The sequence below is a fragment of the Desulfosediminicola flagellatus genome (assembly GCF_005116655.2).
In the GTDB taxonomy this organism is placed as follows: domain Bacteria; phylum Desulfobacterota; class Desulfobulbia; order Desulfobulbales; family Desulfocapsaceae; genus Desulfopila; species Desulfopila flagellata.
Genome location: NZ_CP050698.1, coordinates 158,555 through 177,719 on the forward strand (window position 1 = coordinate 158,555; position 19,165 = coordinate 177,719).

The 19,165-nt window shown below is 41.3% G+C and carries 16 protein-coding genes; 7 read left to right on the forward strand and 9 right to left on the reverse strand.

Annotated features, from left to right (window positions below; translation table 11 throughout):
- Window positions 1-12: 12 nt before the first annotated feature.
- Both FCL46_RS00680 and FCL46_RS00685 read left to right on the forward strand, forming a co-directional pair.
- Entirely contained in the window at window positions 13-1,110 is a 1,098-nt protein-coding gene (locus FCL46_RS00680) for a Gfo/Idh/MocA family protein (protein ID WP_167505895.1), read from the forward strand.
- Window positions 1,107-2,105 carry an NAD-dependent epimerase/dehydratase family protein gene (locus FCL46_RS00685; protein ID WP_136807951.1) on the forward strand — a complete coding sequence of 333 codons (999 nt, stop codon included), beginning with the start codon at window positions 1,107-1,109 and terminating at the stop codon, window positions 2,103-2,105. The genes FCL46_RS00680 and FCL46_RS00685 overlap by 4 nt, the downstream gene beginning before the upstream one ends.
- 346 nt (window positions 2,106-2,451) lie before the next feature.
- On the opposite strand, the gene FCL46_RS00690 is transcribed toward FCL46_RS00685, so the two are convergent.
- The 4 genes from FCL46_RS00690 to FCL46_RS00705 form a co-directional block, all read right to left on the reverse strand.
- A complete protein-coding gene (locus tag FCL46_RS00690) occupies window positions 2,452-3,972 on the reverse strand; it encodes a right-handed parallel beta-helix repeat-containing protein (RefSeq protein WP_136807950.1) in 1,521 nt (506 codons plus the stop codon).
- A gap of 173 nt (window positions 3,973-4,145) precedes the next feature.
- Window positions 4,146-5,075 (reverse strand): PKD domain-containing protein, encoded by a 930-nt coding sequence (locus FCL46_RS00695; protein ID WP_136807949.1) that lies wholly within the window; start codon window positions 5,073-5,075, stop codon window positions 4,146-4,148.
- Window positions 5,076-5,107: 32 nt separating this feature from the next.
- Window positions 5,108-8,161, reverse strand: coding sequence for a PKD domain-containing protein (locus FCL46_RS00700; protein ID WP_136807948.1), 3,054 nt, complete (start codon window positions 8,159-8,161; stop codon window positions 5,108-5,110).
- Between the two features lie 107 nt (window positions 8,162-8,268).
- A complete protein-coding gene (locus tag FCL46_RS00705) occupies window positions 8,269-9,090 on the reverse strand; it encodes a cyclic di-GMP-binding domain-containing protein, MshE-related (RefSeq protein ID WP_136807947.1) in 822 nt (273 codons plus the stop codon).
- A gap of 1,142 nt (window positions 9,091-10,232) precedes the next feature.
- On the opposite strand from FCL46_RS00705, the gene FCL46_RS00710 reads away from it, so the two are divergent.
- The gene (locus FCL46_RS00710; RefSeq protein ID WP_167505894.1) at window positions 10,233-11,534 is read left to right on the forward strand and encodes a TIGR03013 family XrtA/PEP-CTERM system glycosyltransferase; all 1,302 of its coding nucleotides are present in this window, start codon (window positions 10,233-10,235) and stop codon (window positions 11,532-11,534) included.
- A gap of 69 nt (window positions 11,535-11,603) precedes the next feature.
- On the opposite strand, the gene FCL46_RS27910 is transcribed toward FCL46_RS00710, so the two are convergent.
- Window positions 11,604-11,846 carry a hypothetical protein gene (locus FCL46_RS27910; protein WP_217909538.1) on the reverse strand — a complete coding sequence of 81 codons (243 nt, stop codon included), beginning with the start codon at window positions 11,844-11,846 and terminating at the stop codon, window positions 11,604-11,606.
- 48 nt (window positions 11,847-11,894) lie between these two features.
- Window positions 11,895-12,134, reverse strand: a complete 240-nt coding sequence (locus tag FCL46_RS27915) for a transposase (protein WP_217909539.1) — start codon at window positions 12,132-12,134, stop codon at window positions 11,895-11,897.
- A gap of 495 nt (window positions 12,135-12,629) precedes the next feature.
- Here FCL46_RS27915 and FCL46_RS00720 point away from each other — a divergent pair, with 495 nt between their 5' ends.
- Window positions 12,630-13,916 (forward strand): IS4 family transposase, encoded by a 1,287-nt coding sequence (locus FCL46_RS00720; protein ID WP_217909540.1) that lies wholly within the window; start codon window positions 12,630-12,632, stop codon window positions 13,914-13,916.
- A gap of 94 nt (window positions 13,917-14,010) precedes the next feature.
- On the opposite strand, the gene FCL46_RS00725 is transcribed toward FCL46_RS00720, so the two are convergent.
- The 3 genes from FCL46_RS00725 to FCL46_RS00735 form a co-directional block, all read right to left on the reverse strand.
- Window positions 14,011-14,694: a PEP-CTERM sorting domain-containing protein gene (locus FCL46_RS00725; protein ID WP_217909541.1), complete on the reverse strand. Its 684-nt coding sequence runs from the start codon at window positions 14,692-14,694 to the stop codon at window positions 14,011-14,013.
- A 760-nt stretch (window positions 14,695-15,454) separates the two neighbouring features.
- Window positions 15,455-16,285 (reverse strand): bifunctional DNA-formamidopyrimidine glycosylase/DNA-(apurinic or apyrimidinic site) lyase, encoded by an 831-nt coding sequence (gene mutM / locus FCL46_RS00730; RefSeq protein ID WP_136807945.1) that lies wholly within the window; start codon window positions 16,283-16,285, stop codon window positions 15,455-15,457.
- On the reverse strand, window positions 16,278-17,060 hold the full coding sequence (locus FCL46_RS00735; RefSeq protein WP_136807944.1) for a 4'-phosphopantetheinyl transferase family protein: 783 nt from the start codon (window positions 17,058-17,060) through the stop codon (window positions 16,278-16,280). The genes mutM and FCL46_RS00735 overlap by 8 nt, the downstream gene beginning before the upstream one ends.
- Before the next feature lie 125 nt (window positions 17,061-17,185).
- On the opposite strand from FCL46_RS00735, the gene FCL46_RS00740 reads away from it, so the two are divergent.
- From FCL46_RS00740 to FCL46_RS00750, 3 genes are all read left to right on the forward strand, one after another.
- Window positions 17,186-17,806: a CvpA family protein gene (locus FCL46_RS00740; protein ID WP_167505893.1), complete on the forward strand. Its 621-nt coding sequence runs from the start codon at window positions 17,186-17,188 to the stop codon at window positions 17,804-17,806.
- A gap of 110 nt (window positions 17,807-17,916) precedes the next feature.
- Window positions 17,917-18,687: a UPF0280 family protein gene (locus FCL46_RS00745; protein ID WP_217909542.1), complete on the forward strand. Its 771-nt coding sequence runs from the start codon at window positions 17,917-17,919 to the stop codon at window positions 18,685-18,687.
- A gap of 13 nt (window positions 18,688-18,700) precedes the next feature.
- Entirely contained in the window at window positions 18,701-19,078 is a 378-nt protein-coding gene (locus FCL46_RS00750) for a PilZ domain-containing protein (protein ID WP_136807942.1), read from the forward strand.
- The last annotated feature ends 87 nt before the right edge of the window (window positions 19,079-19,165 follow it).

Consider the following 19,165-nt stretch of genomic DNA (forward strand, 5'->3'; position numbering starts at 1 on the left):
ACGGAATTAATTATGAAAGTTGCTATTATAGGTTGTGGACAAATTGCAGATGCACACGTGCAGGAAGCACAAAAAATTCCTAATGTCTCAGTTGTGGCAGTGTGTGATTTGAATAAATATTTGGCCAAGCAATTATCATTACGCTTCGGTATCCAAGGGTGCTATACAGAAGTTCAGCATATGCTTCAAGACGCTCAACCTGATGTTGTTCACATCACTACTCCCCCTGGAAGTCATTTTCTGTTAGCAAAATTGTGTTTGGAAAATGGTGCACACGTCTATATAGAGAAACCATTTACCATCAATGTCAATGAGGCTGAAGAAATTGTAGAAATTGCTCATAATGAAGGTAGATTGGTTTGTGTTGGGCATAATAGTGTTTATGACCCGGCATACCAAAGATTACTAAAGATGAGTAATGATGGACAACTAGGAAAAGTAACACACTTAGAGGCAACAATGGGTTACAATTTGGACGGACCTTTTGGGGCTGTTTTCATGGGTGATCCGAGTCATTGGCTGCATTCACTTCCTGGTGGCTTGGCTCAGAATAATATCTCACATCCGATATCCCTCATACTGGGTATGATGCCGGGCAACAACATATGTGTTAAAGCTTACGGTTATCGATTTCGGCCTCAGCGCTTTCATGATTATCGAGATCGTTTTTTTGATGAGATTCGTGCTGTTTTAGTCTCAGGAGATATTACAGCCAATTTGGTTTTTACCTGTAGATCGAGACCTGTTCAAACGTTTATTCGTGCGTATGGCAGCAAAGCAAGTGTTACAGCCAGTACTGACTCTCGCACTTTAAGACTCACTTGTGGTGCAAATATGCCAGGCCCATTTGCAAAAGTGCAATGGGCAGCTCGTGACGCTAAAGAGGCTATGCGAGAACTGTATTTTAATATTAAGGGGCTAGCCTTCGCGAGATTACACTATTTCCAAGGGCTGGGTGACCTGTTTAGCCAGTTTTATGAAGCCATTGAGGGGAGGCAGGAAATGCCAATACCTATGGGCGAAGCTGTGAGAGTAACTCGAGTAATGGATGCAATTATTCATGAGTGTGAGATAAACGATATTGGTTTTGGATCTGGAGAAAGCTCATGATTTTAGTTACAGGTGGTGCTGGTTATCTTGGTAAGGAAGTTGTTCGATTACTTGTGTCGCAATACAATCAGAATGTTAGATGTTTGATTCGTCCCGGTGCATCTGACCAAGTTTTTAGAGAATTATTTGATGGCGAGTTACCAGAATCACTAGAATTATTCCATACTAGTTTCAATGACCTTGATGCTCTTAGAGATGCAGTGTCTGGAGTAGATATTGTACTTCATTTAGCGGCTTCTGTTACAGGGAGTGTGCCTGCACAGGTAGCTAATACTGTTGTGGGTTCAGGAAATTTGTTTGCTGTGTGTGCAGATAGTACAATCTCACGATTTGTTCTTTGCAGCTCATTTGGTGTTATTGGGGCAACTGAGGTTGCTAAAAACGGAATAATTGATGAAACGATTCCCATGGATCGTCACCCTGAGCTTCGTGACCCTTATTCTTTTACCAAGCAAATGCAGGAAGAGTTAGCCTGGGAATTTTACAATGAAAAGGGATTACCCTTGGTAGTTGTGCGGCCTGGGGTGATTTTTGGCCCTCCTTTTTCAATATTATCATCTCGTATTGGATTGTCGCTATTTGGTCTATTTCTCCATCTGGGAGGACGAAATCAGATACCTTTAACCTATAAAACCAATTGTGCTGATCTTATAATAAAAGCTGGTTTGGTTGCCGGGGTGGAAGGCGAGGTGTTCTGTGCAGTTGATGATGATTTACCGAAAAGTAACTATTTATTAGCTAGGTACAAGAAGGAAATTAGCAGTGTTCGGTCAGTTCGAATCCCTTACCTTGTGTTGCGGCAGCTGGCTAAACTTAATGTTTGGTATAGTAATTTGACAAAAGGGCATTTACCCACCGTTTTTACACCTTATAAAGTTGATGCAATGTGGAAAGGGCACAGTTTTTCTAATAGGAAAGCTAAAGAATTACTTCAGTGGAGTCCAATAGTTACGATGCAGGATGCTCTTCAACGTTGTTATGGAAATATAAAATGAAGTAGCTCTATTGTAGTAAGCGCCTCATAAACCCTGAATCATAAGATCAAAGGAAGGAGAAAAGAAATGGCAAAAGATGGCGCTCATTTGCTGACGATTTGTACGAAAATATATTTGTAACCACTAGTGGAGTAAGAAAAAGAGGAAAATATTAAGAATATAATATTCTCATATTCAAGAAGTAATGTTTTCCCTCTGCGTTTCACCACGATGTCGTATTGTGATTTTATTCCATAGCCAAGGTTTGGTACCTAATCTTAAAAAAGTTAAAAAAGTTGTGAACTTGAATGTTGTTTGTTGTGGCGGTCAGTGTTTAAAATAAAATCAATTATTTTGAGCTGCGATTCTATTTTACTAGAATATTTAAAATCATGGGTGCACCTTGTTCTGTGTAAAAATGCATTGCACCTATTTGGCTAATATCTTCTCTGTTTGTATATGTCCTTGGATGAGTGTATTGCTTGTCGATGTCGTGATTTAATGTCCAGGAAGAAGGTAGAGTGATACCTCCATTAATTAGTGGAAGACCTGGCAGGCCCTGATTTGCAGAATTTACCACTACACCTGTATTATCCCCCTTGAGAATTGGTACATTTTCGTTGAAAACAGCCGTATATCCGCTACGCACATTAGTGTATCCACTTGTTATCCAGTTACCCCCGTCCATGTTATAGGTACCTGATTTTGTAGACTTAGAGTGATAGGCTATATGGAAATTTGTATCACCCAAAGAAAGTACTAAATTATTTCGGACATTTACTGTGCCTAGCGGTGCTATATCAAATAGCGCACTATTCCAAGAGTCACTGGCGTCTATGTCGTGGATTACTGTATTGTTGTAAAAGTTTAAATTACCATTTCTAGATAAATCGGGACAATTGTCATAACCATAATGCATCAAGTAAGCAGCTGAGGGAATTGTACCAATTTTTCTATTGATAAAAAGATTACCGTAAACCCAAGAATTTTCAAATCCGGGTTCATCGTGCATTTTTCCAGGGACATGACCGGTGCCGTCACATTCATACGATGATTGGTTTTCTGGTTCTACCAGGTCGATTGTTCTTGAGCCTGAATAAATAACATTGTGTCTGATTATCGTGTCAGCTCCTCGGCTTTTAATGGCAGAGTTCGATGTACCATCTCTTGGGGGGCCGATGATATTATATTCTAAAACTAGACTCGAGGCTTCTGTATAAACGCCATGCTCAAGGAACTTGCGTCCGTCAGTACGACCAAAATCATATAAATGCGATGAGCGAACAGTGAGATTTTTTACCATAGCATCGACCCCTTGGCATTCTACACCATTACCTGTGTCATGAATGATGAGGTTTTCAAGCGTTATATTTTCTCCTGTCTTAATGTACACTCCAGCGTTTCCATTTGGATATTGTTGTACAACACCGTTGGTATTGGTGAAACTATAGGATTCTGGCGTGTTGGATTTGATTTCAAAATTCTTGATTGTTATCCATTTTGGTGATGTCCCGTAAACGGTATTCGACCAGTGAATGAATATCATGCCATATCCTTGTGCCAATTTCCCATCACCACTCGCATCATATTTAGATAAGTGTCCATCGTACGACGGAGGTATAATCATGTTGTCGCCGTCTAGTACAGGCAGTCTACCTTTATCATCTGGGACACCTTCAATTACAATAGGGTTTGATTCGCTACCTACTCCACTGAGCCAGATCATTTCTTTATAGATGGCATAGTGAATGTAAACATGATCTCCAGCGCTTAATGACGGCCAGTTAAAAGATGCTATTGTAGGGTATGATTGATCTGGTCCGATGTGATAGTCGGCACTGAAGCATAAATTTGGAAATATTAATAAAAAAAACAATATTTTTTTCATGTTTATCCTGCTTTCTAATAAACGAAAATTTGAACACCTTTGGGAATAAAATAACTTTTCCCTGAATGTTAAGGGTGTTGATTGGACTGTAATGGCTTTCGCTGTATCCGCGTTACCAAATAACATTCGTCAATGCCAAAGGTAAAGAATAACAATTTCGATTGGTTTTTACTTTACTCCCCTGCAAGATTATCAACAGTTATAAGAGCCCCTTTTCCATTGGGTTTAAGATATAACCCAATAGAGTTACCGGTTAGATAGCTGTTATCAGTTGTTTGTATAGCAACATTTCCATTTACAGAGATACTTATGCTGTTCCCTTGGGTTTCAGCTCGAAGTTGATAGTTACCTTCGGAATAACCGCCGGCAAATTGACTGAGCCAGGTATTCTTACCGGCACTGTATTTATACAATACGACCTTTCCACCTGAGAATGAGGTTAAATATCCAGTATTATTTGATGTGTCAAATCTGAAAATCACTCCGCCTGTTGAGTTAGATCCATCTGTGTACACTGTCGCTTCAACAAAGTGGTCTCCGGACTTAAGACTGTTATTATGAATTGCATATGCGGAAGTCCATGAACTGTTGGAATAAGCTAGGCCATCATGTATATCAAGTCCGCCAGAGATGACTGTGTAGTCTGCTGTGGAGTTAATGCTGAAATCATCGAATACGCTATTGCTTGAGGGGGATATTGTCTGCTGGGTAAGAGCAACTCCATTATTATTATCAATAATGGTAAGCGTGACCTGAATTTTAGCAGTAGGGTCTGAGAGTGTATAACTGGCCGCAAGTCCCTCTGCCTTCGTTCCATCACTAAAGTCCCATTTATATTTGGTTATACTCCCGTCTGAATCAGTCGAGCTGCCAGCATCAAAGGTGATAGTGTCTGCTTCCTGCGAATATGAGAATTTAGCAACTGGAGGGATGTTTGTGCTGGCTGCGTCTGTAATGGTTACTCCAGTGAGAGAGCCTTGAAAATCTGCGGCAAATGTACTGGTTGGTATTAACGCAGCGAGCATTAAACCTGTGAATTGCAACAACGATTTTGTATTACGAATCATATTTTTCCTTCCGTAAATGTTAATTTCAGGTTTCATTATATTCCTCCACTCTGGTAAATCAGTTGATCTTACGGTGAGTAGTTTAATTCGTTTGTAGGGTTAGATGTAGCTCCGGATTCATCAGTTGCCTTAATAGTGAATTTGTTGTTTTGGCTAACTAGTTGGATTTCGCAAATAAGGTCTCGGGCAGAAGGGTCTGATGTCTCACAAATCTGGATATCGTTATTATATACTCTGAAACCTGCAATTGAGTTCTCCTGGGAAGGGTCGTATTGCCAGGAAAATCTTGCTGAATAAATATCAAATAATTCTGGGAATTCAGACGAATTGAGGCTGGAAATGACTGCAGGGTTACTTTCAGTCCCATCTGGGTGCAACATTGTGATGGCGAAAGTCAATACGTCTGTTGTAAATGGTGTGTAGCAGGTTAAATCTCTAGCTGCAGGGTTTGTTGTTTCACAAATAGGTGAGCTGTTCAGATAAACTCTGAAGCCAGATATAGTTGTTTCATCGCCATCAAAAAGCCATCTTAACGTTAGTTTTTTGCTTTGAGGATCTGTTGGTTCAGGGGGAGGAGCTGGGACGATATCAGACGACCCTAATGTTAAGTAGCCAAGAACCTCTGGAAGGTGAATGGTTTCATCATCCTTTGCCTGTTCCTCTTCTATACGAAAATCAGCCCCTGACACTGATTGAGCTTTTGTTCTAAGGCTTGCTGTATCAATTTCATTGGTAGTCTGAAGTTGGGAAATTATAAATGGTAAAGACGAGAATGCGTTGCCGAATGATATTGGAGTCCAATTATCGGTTATAGACTCTGTGGCTATAGCTGCTTCATACCCAAGAATACCTTCTGTTCCGCTACCTTGTTCCCAGGCAAGATAAGCAACGATTTGATTAGCGTGAATTCCATCACTATTTTCATCTTCCTGCAATTCGAAGTTAAAACTCTGAGGTGATACCTCGGAGATCCTGCCAATAACTGTATCAGATTCGGTTACTGTGAGAATGGATGTAAAAACAATTGGGGGATTCGCAAAATCATGTTGGAAAGATATGGTACCTTTTGTTGTCATTCCGGTAAAGGTCCCTACCTCTATTTCCGTACCGTCACTAAGAGAGGTTTGACCTTGTTCCATCACTAAGTAACTTACTGCTTCTGCGGTATGAACCCTATCTAGGTACTGCCATTCCTGAAGACGAATCTCAAAACTCTCAGGTGTTATGTTACGTAGCCTAATAACAACGGGGTCTTCTTCGTTGGCTGTTGGGGCACTAGTAAATATTGCTGGGTTAACAAATGGGTTTTCAAGTTTCACCAGGGCCCATTCATGGTCTACGTTTATTTCTGCAAGTTCATACCTGAAATTAATTTCAGGTAATGATGTATTACAAGCTATCTCTTTAGAAGATATCGAACTCTCACCTTTGTCATCAGTGACTAGCAAAGAGACAGTGTAAGTGGCTGTATTATTGAAGGTATGCTGTGCAGATATGCCGAATGATGTTGTTCCGTCACCAAAGTCCCATTTATATGTACTGATTGTACCATCGAGGTCATAGGATGAAGATGCATCAAAACTAACTGTGAGTGGTGCATTGCCCTGTGTTGGGTTTGCTGATAATACTGCTACTGGTTTCACATTTGCTACTGACTGCCCGACAACGACTACTGGGGTGGTTGTAGAATCTGTCAGTCCTTGATTATCGGAAACTGTTAACTCGGCAATGTACGTGCCGGTAATACTATAAATATGTGATGCTATTTCACCCGTGGAATTTGTACCATCACCAAAAAGCCAGTCGTAGCTGAGTATTGGGGGGTTAGGTGTGATGGATGAGGAACCGTCAAAAATCACATCCAGCGGAGCTTGGCCAGCTGCGGTGGATGACGACAGGATTGCTGTTGGTGGTTCTGAGCTTGTATTAGATGTCTCAGCAATGATCGGTATTGATTGTATAGCTGTCAATCCACTGGTATTTGTCACTTCAAGACTGGCAGAGTATGTTCCTGGGATAGTATATGTATGATTAATTGTTGGGTTACTTCCTTGGTCACCGTCACCAAAGTCCCAGCTATAACTTTTTATATCTCCAGTAGAGTTTGTTGCTGAGAAGGCGACCAAAAGAGGAGTATTGCCTGTAGTTGGAGTTGCTGTGATAATAGATGTGAGTTTTTCTGGCGATGGTTCTGGTGTAGTTAAATCTGCAAAGGGCGTGTATGTAATTGCATTTGAAAGTGTGGTAAGATTGCCTTGGTTGTCAACTGCTACAATGGTGAAGGTGTGAGAGGGGCTAAGTATGTCAATTGGGCATGTAACCTCTCTAGCTGTCGAATCACGTGTTTGACACAATAGCTCTGAGTTGCTGTAAATTTGGAATCCACCGGAGTTTGAGGGGGAATCTGAATATTGCCATGTGAAAACGAGGTCTTTTTTTTGAAACAACTCAGGAAAATCAGTCGGGTCCAATTGTAGGAAGTTTGACTTAGAACTTTCGACTCCACTTGCATCAACTGTTGCAATTGAAAATGCCATTAGAGAGCTGATAAGGTCGGTTAAACAACTTATAGAACCATCGGTTGGAGGAGCGACTTCGCATAGTAGAGACTGGTTCATATACATGCGATATCCAGTAATATCGGTTTCATTGCTATTCGAGCTGAATGAATATGTTATTTTGTGATCTCCAGAGCCTCCATCAGTATCGGTTCCTCCGCCAGTATCGGTTTCTCCGCCAGTATCGGTTCCTCCGCCAGTATCGGTTCCTCCGCCAGTATCGGTTCCTCCACCAGTGGTCAAAGTTAATGTGAAAGCGGGAGATTTTGAGCTCTCTGTCGAATCGGAATAAATTGCTGTAAGGTAAAAATCATAGGTTCCATCCTCCTTAAAAACTGAGCAGGTGAGGACGTTTGCATTAGGATCAGTGGTTTCGCAGACCAGTGAATCTTCCAGGTAGAGTCTATAACCAGTGTGCGTGTTGTTAGAGACATTAGGGGCGGTATAAGCCAAATCAAGGTATAGCGTATGAGTCCCCACTGCATAAGAGGATGACAACAGTACCGAGCAGAGAAGTAAGAGAACAGCGCAACTAACACTCAACAGTTGTTTGGTTCTAGACATAAAAGTCCAAATTTTAGTTTGGGAAGTCAACATATCCGACCCGATCTCCATTTTTAAAACTCCAAGAATCTGGTGTTCAGTATGCAAATTCTAAAGGCAGCGAGAACTTAGTTTTGGGCGAGAAGACTTTTTTCATTATTTTGGTCTGCTGTTTGGATCGCCCACTTTAACCACTTGTGTTGCTTGTCTGAGAAATCGTTTTGTCTTTGATTTACAAACTTTTCCAAATATTGAATATCGGAAAACTCAGCCTTGTACAACCCATCAGCAAAAGCACCATGGCCCTGTAGGGAGTACGTACCTTTATTGTCTACAGCAAGAGTTAGGTCATGATTGTGATAAAGGGTCATGTCTGCGGAAACGGAAATAGTACCGTCGCGTGCTTCTTTTACATAGTTCAATGTGTATAATCCAACGCTTACTGCACAGATGAGAGCGAAAGATGCTATCGCTCTGGTCAACAACGTGTTTGCTTGTGGAGAGAAAATATCCCGTATACCGAAGGGGATACGGCGTGGAATTTCATTCTCAATGTCTGAATGTCTTGCCAGGCAAGGGGCAATAACTGTGCCTGTATAATGTTCAAGATCACTAATAGCTTCGTGGTCGGAAGGATTTGCCATAGCGATTTCTAAAACATTGTTTGCTTTAAATCTGAGTGGCATAACACCATACTGTCGACATAAATAGCGCGGTAAGGTCTTCTTTACTTCCTCGGAGTAGGCCTCACTGATTTGAGTAATAGGGACATCAAGCTGGCTTGCAAGAATTTCGGCTAACTGATCGTCGGTTATAGCTTTCATGCGGACAAGGATGTGGCCTAACCTACGTAGTCCTCCAACCTGTAGTTTTAGCGCTTGATTGACTGTTTCCTGTGATACCATATTTTTTTGGACTAGTAATTCGCCAAGAAGCGGTTTGCTTGTCATTAGAACTCCTCCAGTTTACCAGTGGAAATAAATGTCGTATTTCTGTAACTGTCAAAATAAACATCTTTGCTGAATTTGCATTGATGGTGGTGATTTTTGTTCGATAATGTAGCAATTTCCGTACAACTCTTATTAGTCAGGCATTTAAGGCCAGCCATGTCGTGACAATGAAGAGGACAAAGCTTAAAATCAAGTCCTGTTAATACTTTCCTTGTATTAGTGCCGTTTGAGGTTTCAGGCTCATCTGTTTATCAGGCAACGTAGTGAATATGCCTTGTGTGTTATTAGAACCTGCAAGAATGATTCCAGGTATGTCGTTTATGATTTCTAATTGTTTTCCCTTTGGTTTCATATCAATTTCAAATTTAGCTGTAATGAATGATGGTAGATCTTCCATTTTAACGGAAAAAGATGTTCAGGTAAACGGAAGCTATAAGGTGCTTTACAGCATGTTTCGAATTGGTTAAATGTCTGAATGAGTGTCGTATTTTGAAAGAGAAATCGCCTAGGGAATCAACTGATTTAACAGAAAGACATCAAGAAACGTTCTGGGCGTAACTTTTATGTAACAAACTTCATGGTGAGCAATGAGAGTGTGTTTGAAGGTGACTTTGCCATGTTAACGCAATTGTTATGCCATTTCTATGTATTGTGCTGTTGTTATGTATTTAATAGGATGCTGGATTTTAGCAATAAATGTATGGAATTATTAGTGGGTTACGACTTCCTCGGCTGTCTCAGTTTTAATAATCACCTATCGCATTGATTCATCTATATAAGTGATGGTACGATTATGCAGGATTATCAAGCGCCACGTTCGAGGAAAACAGTTCAGAGAGATGTGTTTCTCGTCGTTATGAGAGGTTACTGCTTGAAATAAATTTTTGGTTAAAATGTGGGGCGGTTGCTTTCAAACCTGAACTGTCTGATTGACTAGTCGGGGGGAATTTATACATAGGTTGACAATAGGTTAGGGAGTAGGTAAGACTTAACGTATTTAAAGTGAGAGTAAGTAGTGTGGAAGTTGTCAGTCATCCAAATGTTTTAGAGTGCTAATTATTATGCCATATATCTTTAATAAGTATTATCCAGCAAGAAACATTATGTTCTTTGTTGGCGAAGGATTCTTGATATTTTTATCTATGATATCTGTTTACTGGTTATTTAAAGGGACCGGTTTGTTCATGATAGATTTGGGTTTGTATACTGCCCAAGCGATGATAGTGACATTAATCTTCCAATTATGTTTGTATTTTTTTGATTTATACGACCTGAGTAAGCATCAAAGCCTGCCGGATACAGCTACCAGGATTACTCAGGCTTTTGGGGTTGGGTGTATTTTACTGGCTTGGGTGTATTATATTGCTCCCCCAGTTATTATTTCAACTCGAATCTTCTGGTCCGGTTATTTAATTACGAGTGTTATACTATTGTTATATCGCTTCATGTATTACAGGGTTTTGCGAAAGAAGATGTTTGTGCAGGATATCGTCGTTATAGGTGATGGGCGTCTTGCTAATGAAATCTCAATGGAAATTGAGGGCAGGCAAGACTCAGTATATAGAATTCGTGCTTTCATTGGTAGTAAGGAACTTCCATATAATCCTAACAAGGCTCCGGTTCTTGAAAGCATCGGGGATGTAAGTAAAATATTTCCTGAAGAGCAGATTTCTCGTATTATTGTTGCACCAGACGACAGGCGGGGGGCAACTCCTGTTCGAACCCTGTTGAATTGTAAAATGCGGGGTGTAATAATTGAGCAAGGGGTCACCTTTTATGAGCGTATGACTGGGAAAATATTAGTCGAACGGGTTGACCCTAGTTGGATTATTTTTTCGGATGGATTTACACTCTCACGCTTTAAATATATGCTCAAGCGGGTACTTGATATTTTTTCTGCAGGTTTTTTGCTCATTCTATCTTTGCCGATAATGGTGTTGTCAGCAATTATTATTAAACTTGAATCGAAAGGACCAGTATTTTACCTGCAGGAACGTGTTGGTGAGAATAGTGCTGTATTTAAGGTTATAAAATTTCGTTCAATGGGCCAGGATGCAGAAAAAAACGGAGCTGTATGGGCAAAAGAGAATGATGATCGGGTGACTCGTTTTGGTGGTTTCATTCGAAAAGTTCGCATTGATGAAATTCCTCAATTATGGAATGTGCTGAAAGGAGAGATGAGCCTTGTCGGTCCTAGGCCGGAAAGGCAGGTCTTTGTCGAGGAATTAGTAAAAGAGATACCCTATTATCATATTCGGCATGGTGTAAAGCCGGGAGTGACTGGATGGGCTCAGGTGTGTTACCCGTATGGGGCGTCAAAAGAGGATGCATTGAGAAAGCTTGAATACGATTTGTATTACATTAAGCATATATCGATCGCTTTGGATTTGTTGGTAATATTTCAAACGGTTAAAACGGTGCTGTTTGGAAAGGGGGGGAGGTGAGGTGTTCCACGAATACTTGGTATTGTATTAATTTATACTTTCTAATCAGATGTAAAGTAAATTGATATATCAGACTTCATCCCTTTGTTTTCTTGGCCGCCCAGCTTTGCCAGCTGAGACTTGACGTCCAAGCACATCTCCTATCTCTTTAATGGATCGTTCATTGCCAAGTGTCAAATTTCCATTCGTTGCTTTTCTGATTTTGTCTACCTCTCCTGTTTCTAACTCATAACGAAACATATTCAGGTAAACCGTCTGCCTTTCGATCTCTGTTTTACCAAGGCTATAGTAGAGATAATGGTGATCTATCAAAGATCAATTTTTTCCTTGTGTATTAGCAGAGTGGCTCGACCATCTATATTATTCCGGATGCGTAACCATCCCTGCGCATACCGGATTCATTTCAATATATCGCTGGCAGAAAAAGAGATACTTCTGTTGCTGAACAACGCAGGAGCGAAATCTCCCCTCCCATAATGTTCCGCTGCGTTTATATGTTCGGTTTATGTACTGTACGTAGCGTTGGCTTAATCGTTTCATCAGGTTGCCTGCACTATCCTGTTTTAGAAGAGTCAGGAGGATGTGGACATGGTCAGTCATCAAGACAAAAGCATGAATATAACAACACGTAGCCTTGGCGTATTACTCCAGCTAGTCCAAGTAAAACAAATAGTCTTCATCTGCGAAAGCAGATGCTTGTCGGTTATTTCCATGCTGAATGATGTGAAGGGGTACCTCCTGTATGATAATTCTTGATCGTCTTGGCATAGAGTCAATAATCAGGACATTGAGCTACTATACAAGGATTTAATCGTAGTATGTCCCGAATGGCGCTAGTTTAATGTGCTTTTTTACATGAAAACGACCTGGAAATGTTGGCACAAACTGTTAAGCTGAGGCATGAAAAAACACAAGAATTCACACCCAAATTTGCTCGGCTTTTACAGACCTCTTCGAGGCCGAAAACCTCGTTCAGCTCAGCATGTACTAGCAGACAAAATTGCTTCTCTAAGACAGAAATTGTTTAAACAAATCGGGGAAAATTTCGACCGGTTCATTCCTTGAAAATATCTTAAACCTGAGCAAGCTGGAGATATGAGTCGCAGGAGTATATTTTCTAAGGAGAATACATTCTGGGCTTTCTTAGGCCAAGTTATTGATGCTGACGGTGGTTGCAAAGAGGTTGTCAGAAAACTTCAATCCTATGCTTCAGTTAAAGGGGGCAGAATTTCGTCATCAACGACAGCATCCTATTGTACAGCCAGAAAAAAATTGGATCAGCAGAGCCTTACCAGCATTTTTCAGCACACAGCGGTACTGGGGGATAAATCGACCCAAACAGGTCTATTATATAACCGTAGGGTCATCGTTGTTGATGGTACAGGCCTTAGCATGCCGGATACTCATGAAAACCAAGAAGCGTGGCCACAATCTTCATTACAGAAACCTGTCTGTGGCTTTCCATCTGCACGGGTGTGTGCCTGCTTTTCCATGGAAAGTGGTTCTTTGCTCAGTTATGAAATTGGAAACAAAAAGAATCATGAACTCCCACTGCTACGTAAGCAGTGGAAGACATTCAAGGCAGGTGATATTTTTCTTGGGGATAAGGGGTTCTGTAGTTATTACGACACCGCAAAATTGAAGGAAAAAGGCGTTGACAGTGTCATAACACTTGCTAGGAGGAAACCTGTTGGCAAGTCAAAGTGTCTGAAATTTCTTGGTCCTAATGACCTACTGATAAAATGGGATCGCCCCAAGTATACACCTCAGTTATCATATTCCAGAGAAACCATGGCAGAACTTCCCAAGGAGCTAACTTTAAGGCAAATTCGGGTCGTGGTGGATAATCCAGGGTTCAGGACAAAAGAATTCCATATCGTAACTACTTTGCTTGATTCCGTCAGATATCTCAGTGATGAAATTGCGAGCTTGTACTTGAAGCGATGGGATGTAGAATTGTTTTTTCGAGATATAAAAATAACAATGGGTATGGATATTTTACGTTGTCAGACACCTGAGTTGATACGTAAAGAATTAGTTATGCACTTTATCGCCTACAACTGTATTCGCAGGTTAATGTACGAAGCAGCGGAAAAGGCTGATCTGCCTGTAAGAAAGCTCAGTTTCAAAGGGATTTTGCAGGCAATTCGCAGTTGGAGCCCACAAATCAATCGTGAGGAATTGAGTAGAGTTGAGATGAATAAACTGCTCAATGATTTGCACGAGGCATTAGCAGACTCACCTCTTAAGCAAAGACCAGGTCGTAGTGAGCCGAGATGTAGGAAACGACGTCCTAAAGCCTACCAACTTTTGACCAAACCAAGGCATAAAATGAACCAAATAACCCACCGTGACAACTATGTGGCCAAAGCCTTAAACTAGCGCCATTCTAGTATGTCCCCTATTGTTCCTAAAACCCGCTGATGCCGGAACATCAGCGGGTTTTAGGATGAAAGAAGAGAACAGATTGTCAGAGCTATTTTTTCTTTCTTCTGCTAATTCCGGCAAGCCCAGCAAGCCCAGCACCGAAGAGCAGCATTGTTGTAGGTTCGGGTACCGGAGCCGTTATTCCGAAGGTTCCACCTGTTCCTGAAACTATCTGGGTGGCACCGTCACCGAAATAAATTGTATCACCGAAAGAATGGCTATTATTAATTGACAAGTCAAAAGCCAAATAACCAGGCATAGAAAGGTTATTTATTGTAAATGTAAAACCATCATACCAGGAGTTAGGCCCACTTCCTGCAGTCGCATCTAAATCAAACTGATCATTGATAGCAATACCAGGTATAGCATCGACAGTTAACGTATCGTCATTTGACTCGAATGCTATTTCGCTGTATGAATCAATGTCACTGTTAACTAGATTAATGACACCGTCGAATAAGGTAGTGCCAGTACCACCTGTCCATAAAATGGTCCACTCAGTCCTCAAGGCATTAGCAAATATATAATAGCCTACATCTCCAGCATCATTAGTATCAAACAGAGTTGCCACACTAGCATAATCATATGGGTCAACAGTACCATATGTATCCGGATTGATGATTTCGTGCTCAGGAAATCCTGGAACTGTTGCAGCGTTCGAAAAAGTTGCTGCAATACAAAGACTCATACCAGCAATAGTTAACAATGCCGTTTTTTTCATTACCTTTTTCATAGGTTTCCCCCCAATTGAGATGGTTTTCAACATCTGTAAATCAGATGTTGAATTGCAGATGCACCTGCAATTTTGAACAATTACGTTGACCTCTTGTTTGTTTTCCTATCGTGAGAAGAAAATTCGACCGGTTGTCATTGACATGAATATCTGTTGACAATTGCTGCGCTGAAACGATCTTAGAGACTGGTACAGTGCGGAGACAATCCTCTCAAATAAGCAAATCGTAGTTGCATTAAGACTGGCCAAGCCTACAAAAGCCTGACGAAAAACGTGTTCCGTCTAATGAGTGAAGATATGTAACTTTAAATGAAATATCACCCACTTTAAAGATATGCCAAGTAGGTGTTGCTAACATACAATAGAGTATTTGTTGGCGCAAGTGGTAAAGCGTGTATGTGTTAGGTTTTTTTGAGGTTAAAAGCGATGGGGCTTGAAGATGTCAGTATTTGTAGTGCCTTGGCGGGTGGTGTCTGTTTTTTTTAAAGTTTTGAGAGTGAGGAATGCCTTTTAGCAGAAGCTGACTGTGTCTATAAAAAGAGTTTTAAGGAAAAGTGAATGGTCATTGGGGGGGAGGTGAGTGCCAGGTCGAGAGTAGATGTGATTTATGAGACTTGTAATACTCCATCGGTCGTAGGTGAAAACAAAAAAACGAGCTGCCATAATGTGATAGGGATTTGATTGTAAAGAAGTATTTTTGACAAGTGACACAGATGTATCGTTTGTGCCGAAATTGAAATACACTTCCTCTGAACACAAATTATTTTTGGCACTTATCGCAAAAAAACGTTGCCCGTCCACCAATAACGGTTTTTTGGATGATAGATTTGCACAGTGCGCATGTATCTCCATCCTTTCCATAAACCTTGAAGTTTATCTGAAAATATCCAGTTTCCTGGCTCGCGTTTACGTAATCGCTTATCGTTGAGCCGCCGCACTCAATAGCATGCGACAAGACTTTTCTGATATTGCTTATAAGTGTTTCCCATGAACCCTTGGATATCTTGCCGACTGGTGTTTTAGGATTAATTCCTGCAACGAACAGGCTTTCATTGGCATAAATGTTTCCGACGCCTGCAACTATCTGATTGGTCATGATAAAGCTCTTAACTGGTTGGGATTTCCCCTTTGCTGCCTTGAAGAGATAGGCTGCGTTGAAGATATCGCTGAATGGTTCTGGCCCGGTGGTCTTGAGAAGAGTATTTTCAATATTGGTTGCCTTCCGTCGGTCCAAAATCTCTATAAATCCAAAACGTCGGACATCTGTGTAGCGTAACTCCATTCCGTCATTTAAAAGAAATTGTAGATGGCAATGTTTGTGAGGGGTGGTTTCCGGGGTGAAGAGTCCAAGATTGCCAGTCATGCCCAGATGAATAACCATCAGTGTGCCATTTTCTATATGGATAAGAAGAAATTTGGCTCTTCTTTGTACATCTACAATTCTATGTCCAATGAGCAGGGTCCGAAGTTTTTCAAGTGGGACATCTTTCCTTAGCCTTTTTCCGCTATGATGAATTTTTAGAATTGTACGGTTGAGGATATGTGGGCGAATGCCTCTACAGATAGTCTCGACTTCCGGCAACTCAGGCATGGTTTACCTCATGATTAAGGCAAAGGGCGATAGCATGAGTTTGATATAATTCTGTAACTACAGAAATTGTACTCGGGTATGCTTCATGCTCTTTTTTGCTAACAAGGAATGTGAGTATCCAGCCGGTTGTATGCGGCTCTGTTGTTGTGAGTATCAATTCTAAAAAACCCGGCATTCTTTTGTGACTGAGTGCTTTTTTAGCAGCTTCCTTGGCTGTCCAGATAAGAGTGAGATGCTGAAGCTCGTTTAATTCTGGAAGTTGTAGTTGCAACAGTTCCTGCTCTACTTGGGTGCAGAATTTTTCACGAACACGTGTAAGTGTGTCCTTCGGGGCCTGTATATCTGTACCGCATATACTATCTGCAATAAGAGCGAGGCCGTAGTCGGCACCATGGGAGATAGAAAGATCTGCGTTTTGCAATTCCTCTGTAAGGTTGCCGGATAAAAACGGTCGACCATTATCATCATTTTCTGCGGATATTTTGAAAAGGTCAGGTTCAGTATTGGTACTGATGAGATTATGGTACATTAATGCAGCAGCCTTGGCACAGATTCTACCTGTGAGCCACTCTTTACGTCGTTTAGGTATGCTGAATGAGTTTGCTTTCGCTAGTTCTTCTGGAGTAATCAGGTGGCGGTGATGCGGAACATCTTTTGCTCGGGCGGTATATTCTTTAGGCGATATGAGGGGAAGCATCACGGCCTGGAAACGATGTCGTGGGTATGTCTGTTTCATCAGGCTTAGAAGAGTTTTGGGGAAAATATTTACAAACATTCAGGATATTCCGTGTAGGGGTGAAAAGAGAAATTACTTGCAATTTCAATAGACATTGCTAACTACTTGTGTGTTTATTCAGGATGGCTATGCGAGCGTAACAGTAAATATAAATGGGGATATTCATGGAATCTGCAGTAGGCATAACAATGTATGACATGGTGGTCTTAGGCCTTTTCTCTCTACTGATAGGTCGAGGGATATGGCTTGGATTGCTCAAGCAGGTTACAGGCCTACTGGCCCTTTATATCGGTTATCTTGTTGCCAGCCAGTATCATGACAAATTCTTTCCTTTTTTACGAGAGGTATCAGATAATCCGCAAATCGTATTTCTGGTAAGTTATGTAATTATGTTTATCGCTACATATATAGTGATAATGCTTCTGGGCAAAATGTTAACCCATGCCGTTCAGGTATCTATTGTCGGTTGGTTCGATAGAGTTCTTGGTGGTGTTGTTGGTTTTCTGCAGGCGCTTATTGTTGTTGTGCTGATGCATATGATTCTTGGAAGTGTGCTTCCTCCTGAGAATAAAATGCTTAAAACATGTGAGACCTGTGGAGTGTTGAATGAGGCAGTTGATGTAACGAGAGAGATGATAAAAAACGAAGATGTACGAAAGGCGTTACAGCAGAAAAAACCGGCAATTGCTCTGGATGCCTTTAAAGAATATCTTGAACCAATTTCTTCAAAATTGCTGGGTAAAAAAGAAAAAGATACAAAGGTTGAGGCCAAGCCTGAGGAGTAAGTATGCCAAAAGAGACGGATCTCTTGAATAGCAGGTCCTGTTTGGCATATAGTTTTACGAAGACTAACGAATTACATGCGTAAGATGGTTATTGGATGGCGGATAGAGTAATGAGGTCTCAGTCTAAGAAAAAAGAGCCTGAGTCATATGTTGAACGTGAGTATCGTGTAGTAGCTGCAGGAAATGAACTTGTTTCATCCCTGGTTAGAGTGGCTGAAACGGACTTACACATACGTGCTGATGTACATGTCGAGGAACAGGCTAAGGGGTTGGTGCTTGAAGCCCGATTACAGATAGAACGATATATCCATAAGCATCCTGAATTCTTGTCTGCCCTGTCACCATTACCGGCTGATTCTTCTGCCACTCCCTTAATTGCAGATATGATGAGCGCAGGGCAAAAAGCTGGCGTAGGTCCAATGGCTGCGGTTGCAGGTGCCGTAGCCGGTTTTGTTGGTCGCAGGTTGCTTGCAAGTGGTGTGCAGGAGGTGATCGTCGAAAATGGCGGCGATATATATTTACACCGAAAAGAAGACTGTACAGTCGGTATTTTTGCCGGAGAGTCTCCTTTGAGTTATAATATTGGTATACGCATCACCAAAGACCAGCTTCCATGTGGAGTGTGTACTTCGTCCGGCACGGTGGGGCATTCCTTGAGTTTTGGCATAGCAGACTCGGTAACCGTGGTGGCCGGCTCAATAGCTCTTGCAGATGCAGCGGCAACAAGGCTTGGGAACGAAGTTGGTAAAACTGAAGATCGTGCAGCAGCTATTCAGCACGCACTGGCATGCGCAAGGCAGATAGATAATATTCACGGTGTGGTTATAATCTGTGATGAACTGCTGGGGGCAGCAGGTGATGTCGAACTTGTCAGGTTGTAATGAGGAGTAAGAGATGGATGAGCAAGGAGCTGTTAAAGATCGAAAGGACATGCGAGGGGTGGAGAGAAGACATCTCGTGTTTTACCTGCGGGTGTTTGATGGAATGAGCAGCAAGGTTATAGGGCATATAGTCGACATTTCTTCCAAGGGGCTCATGTTGATAAGTGACAACCCGGTGCCGGTAAATGAAAATTATAGATTGAGAATGCGTTTACCGTCAGAGATCGGTGACAAGGATGAAATACTGATTGATGCGACCAGCAGATGGTGTAAGCCGGATGAAAACCCTGATTTCTTTATAACCGGTTTTCAGATCTTCAATCTGACAAGCGATATTGAAAAATACATTCTCTGTTTGATAAATGATTTTAGTTTTAATGATCCGGCTTAACAGCTAAGGACTTAGGGGATAGGTCATAGGACTGAGTGTTTAAAGCCGGATGTTTGTCGGAGGTAGTAAGCCTACCTGGAATCTATG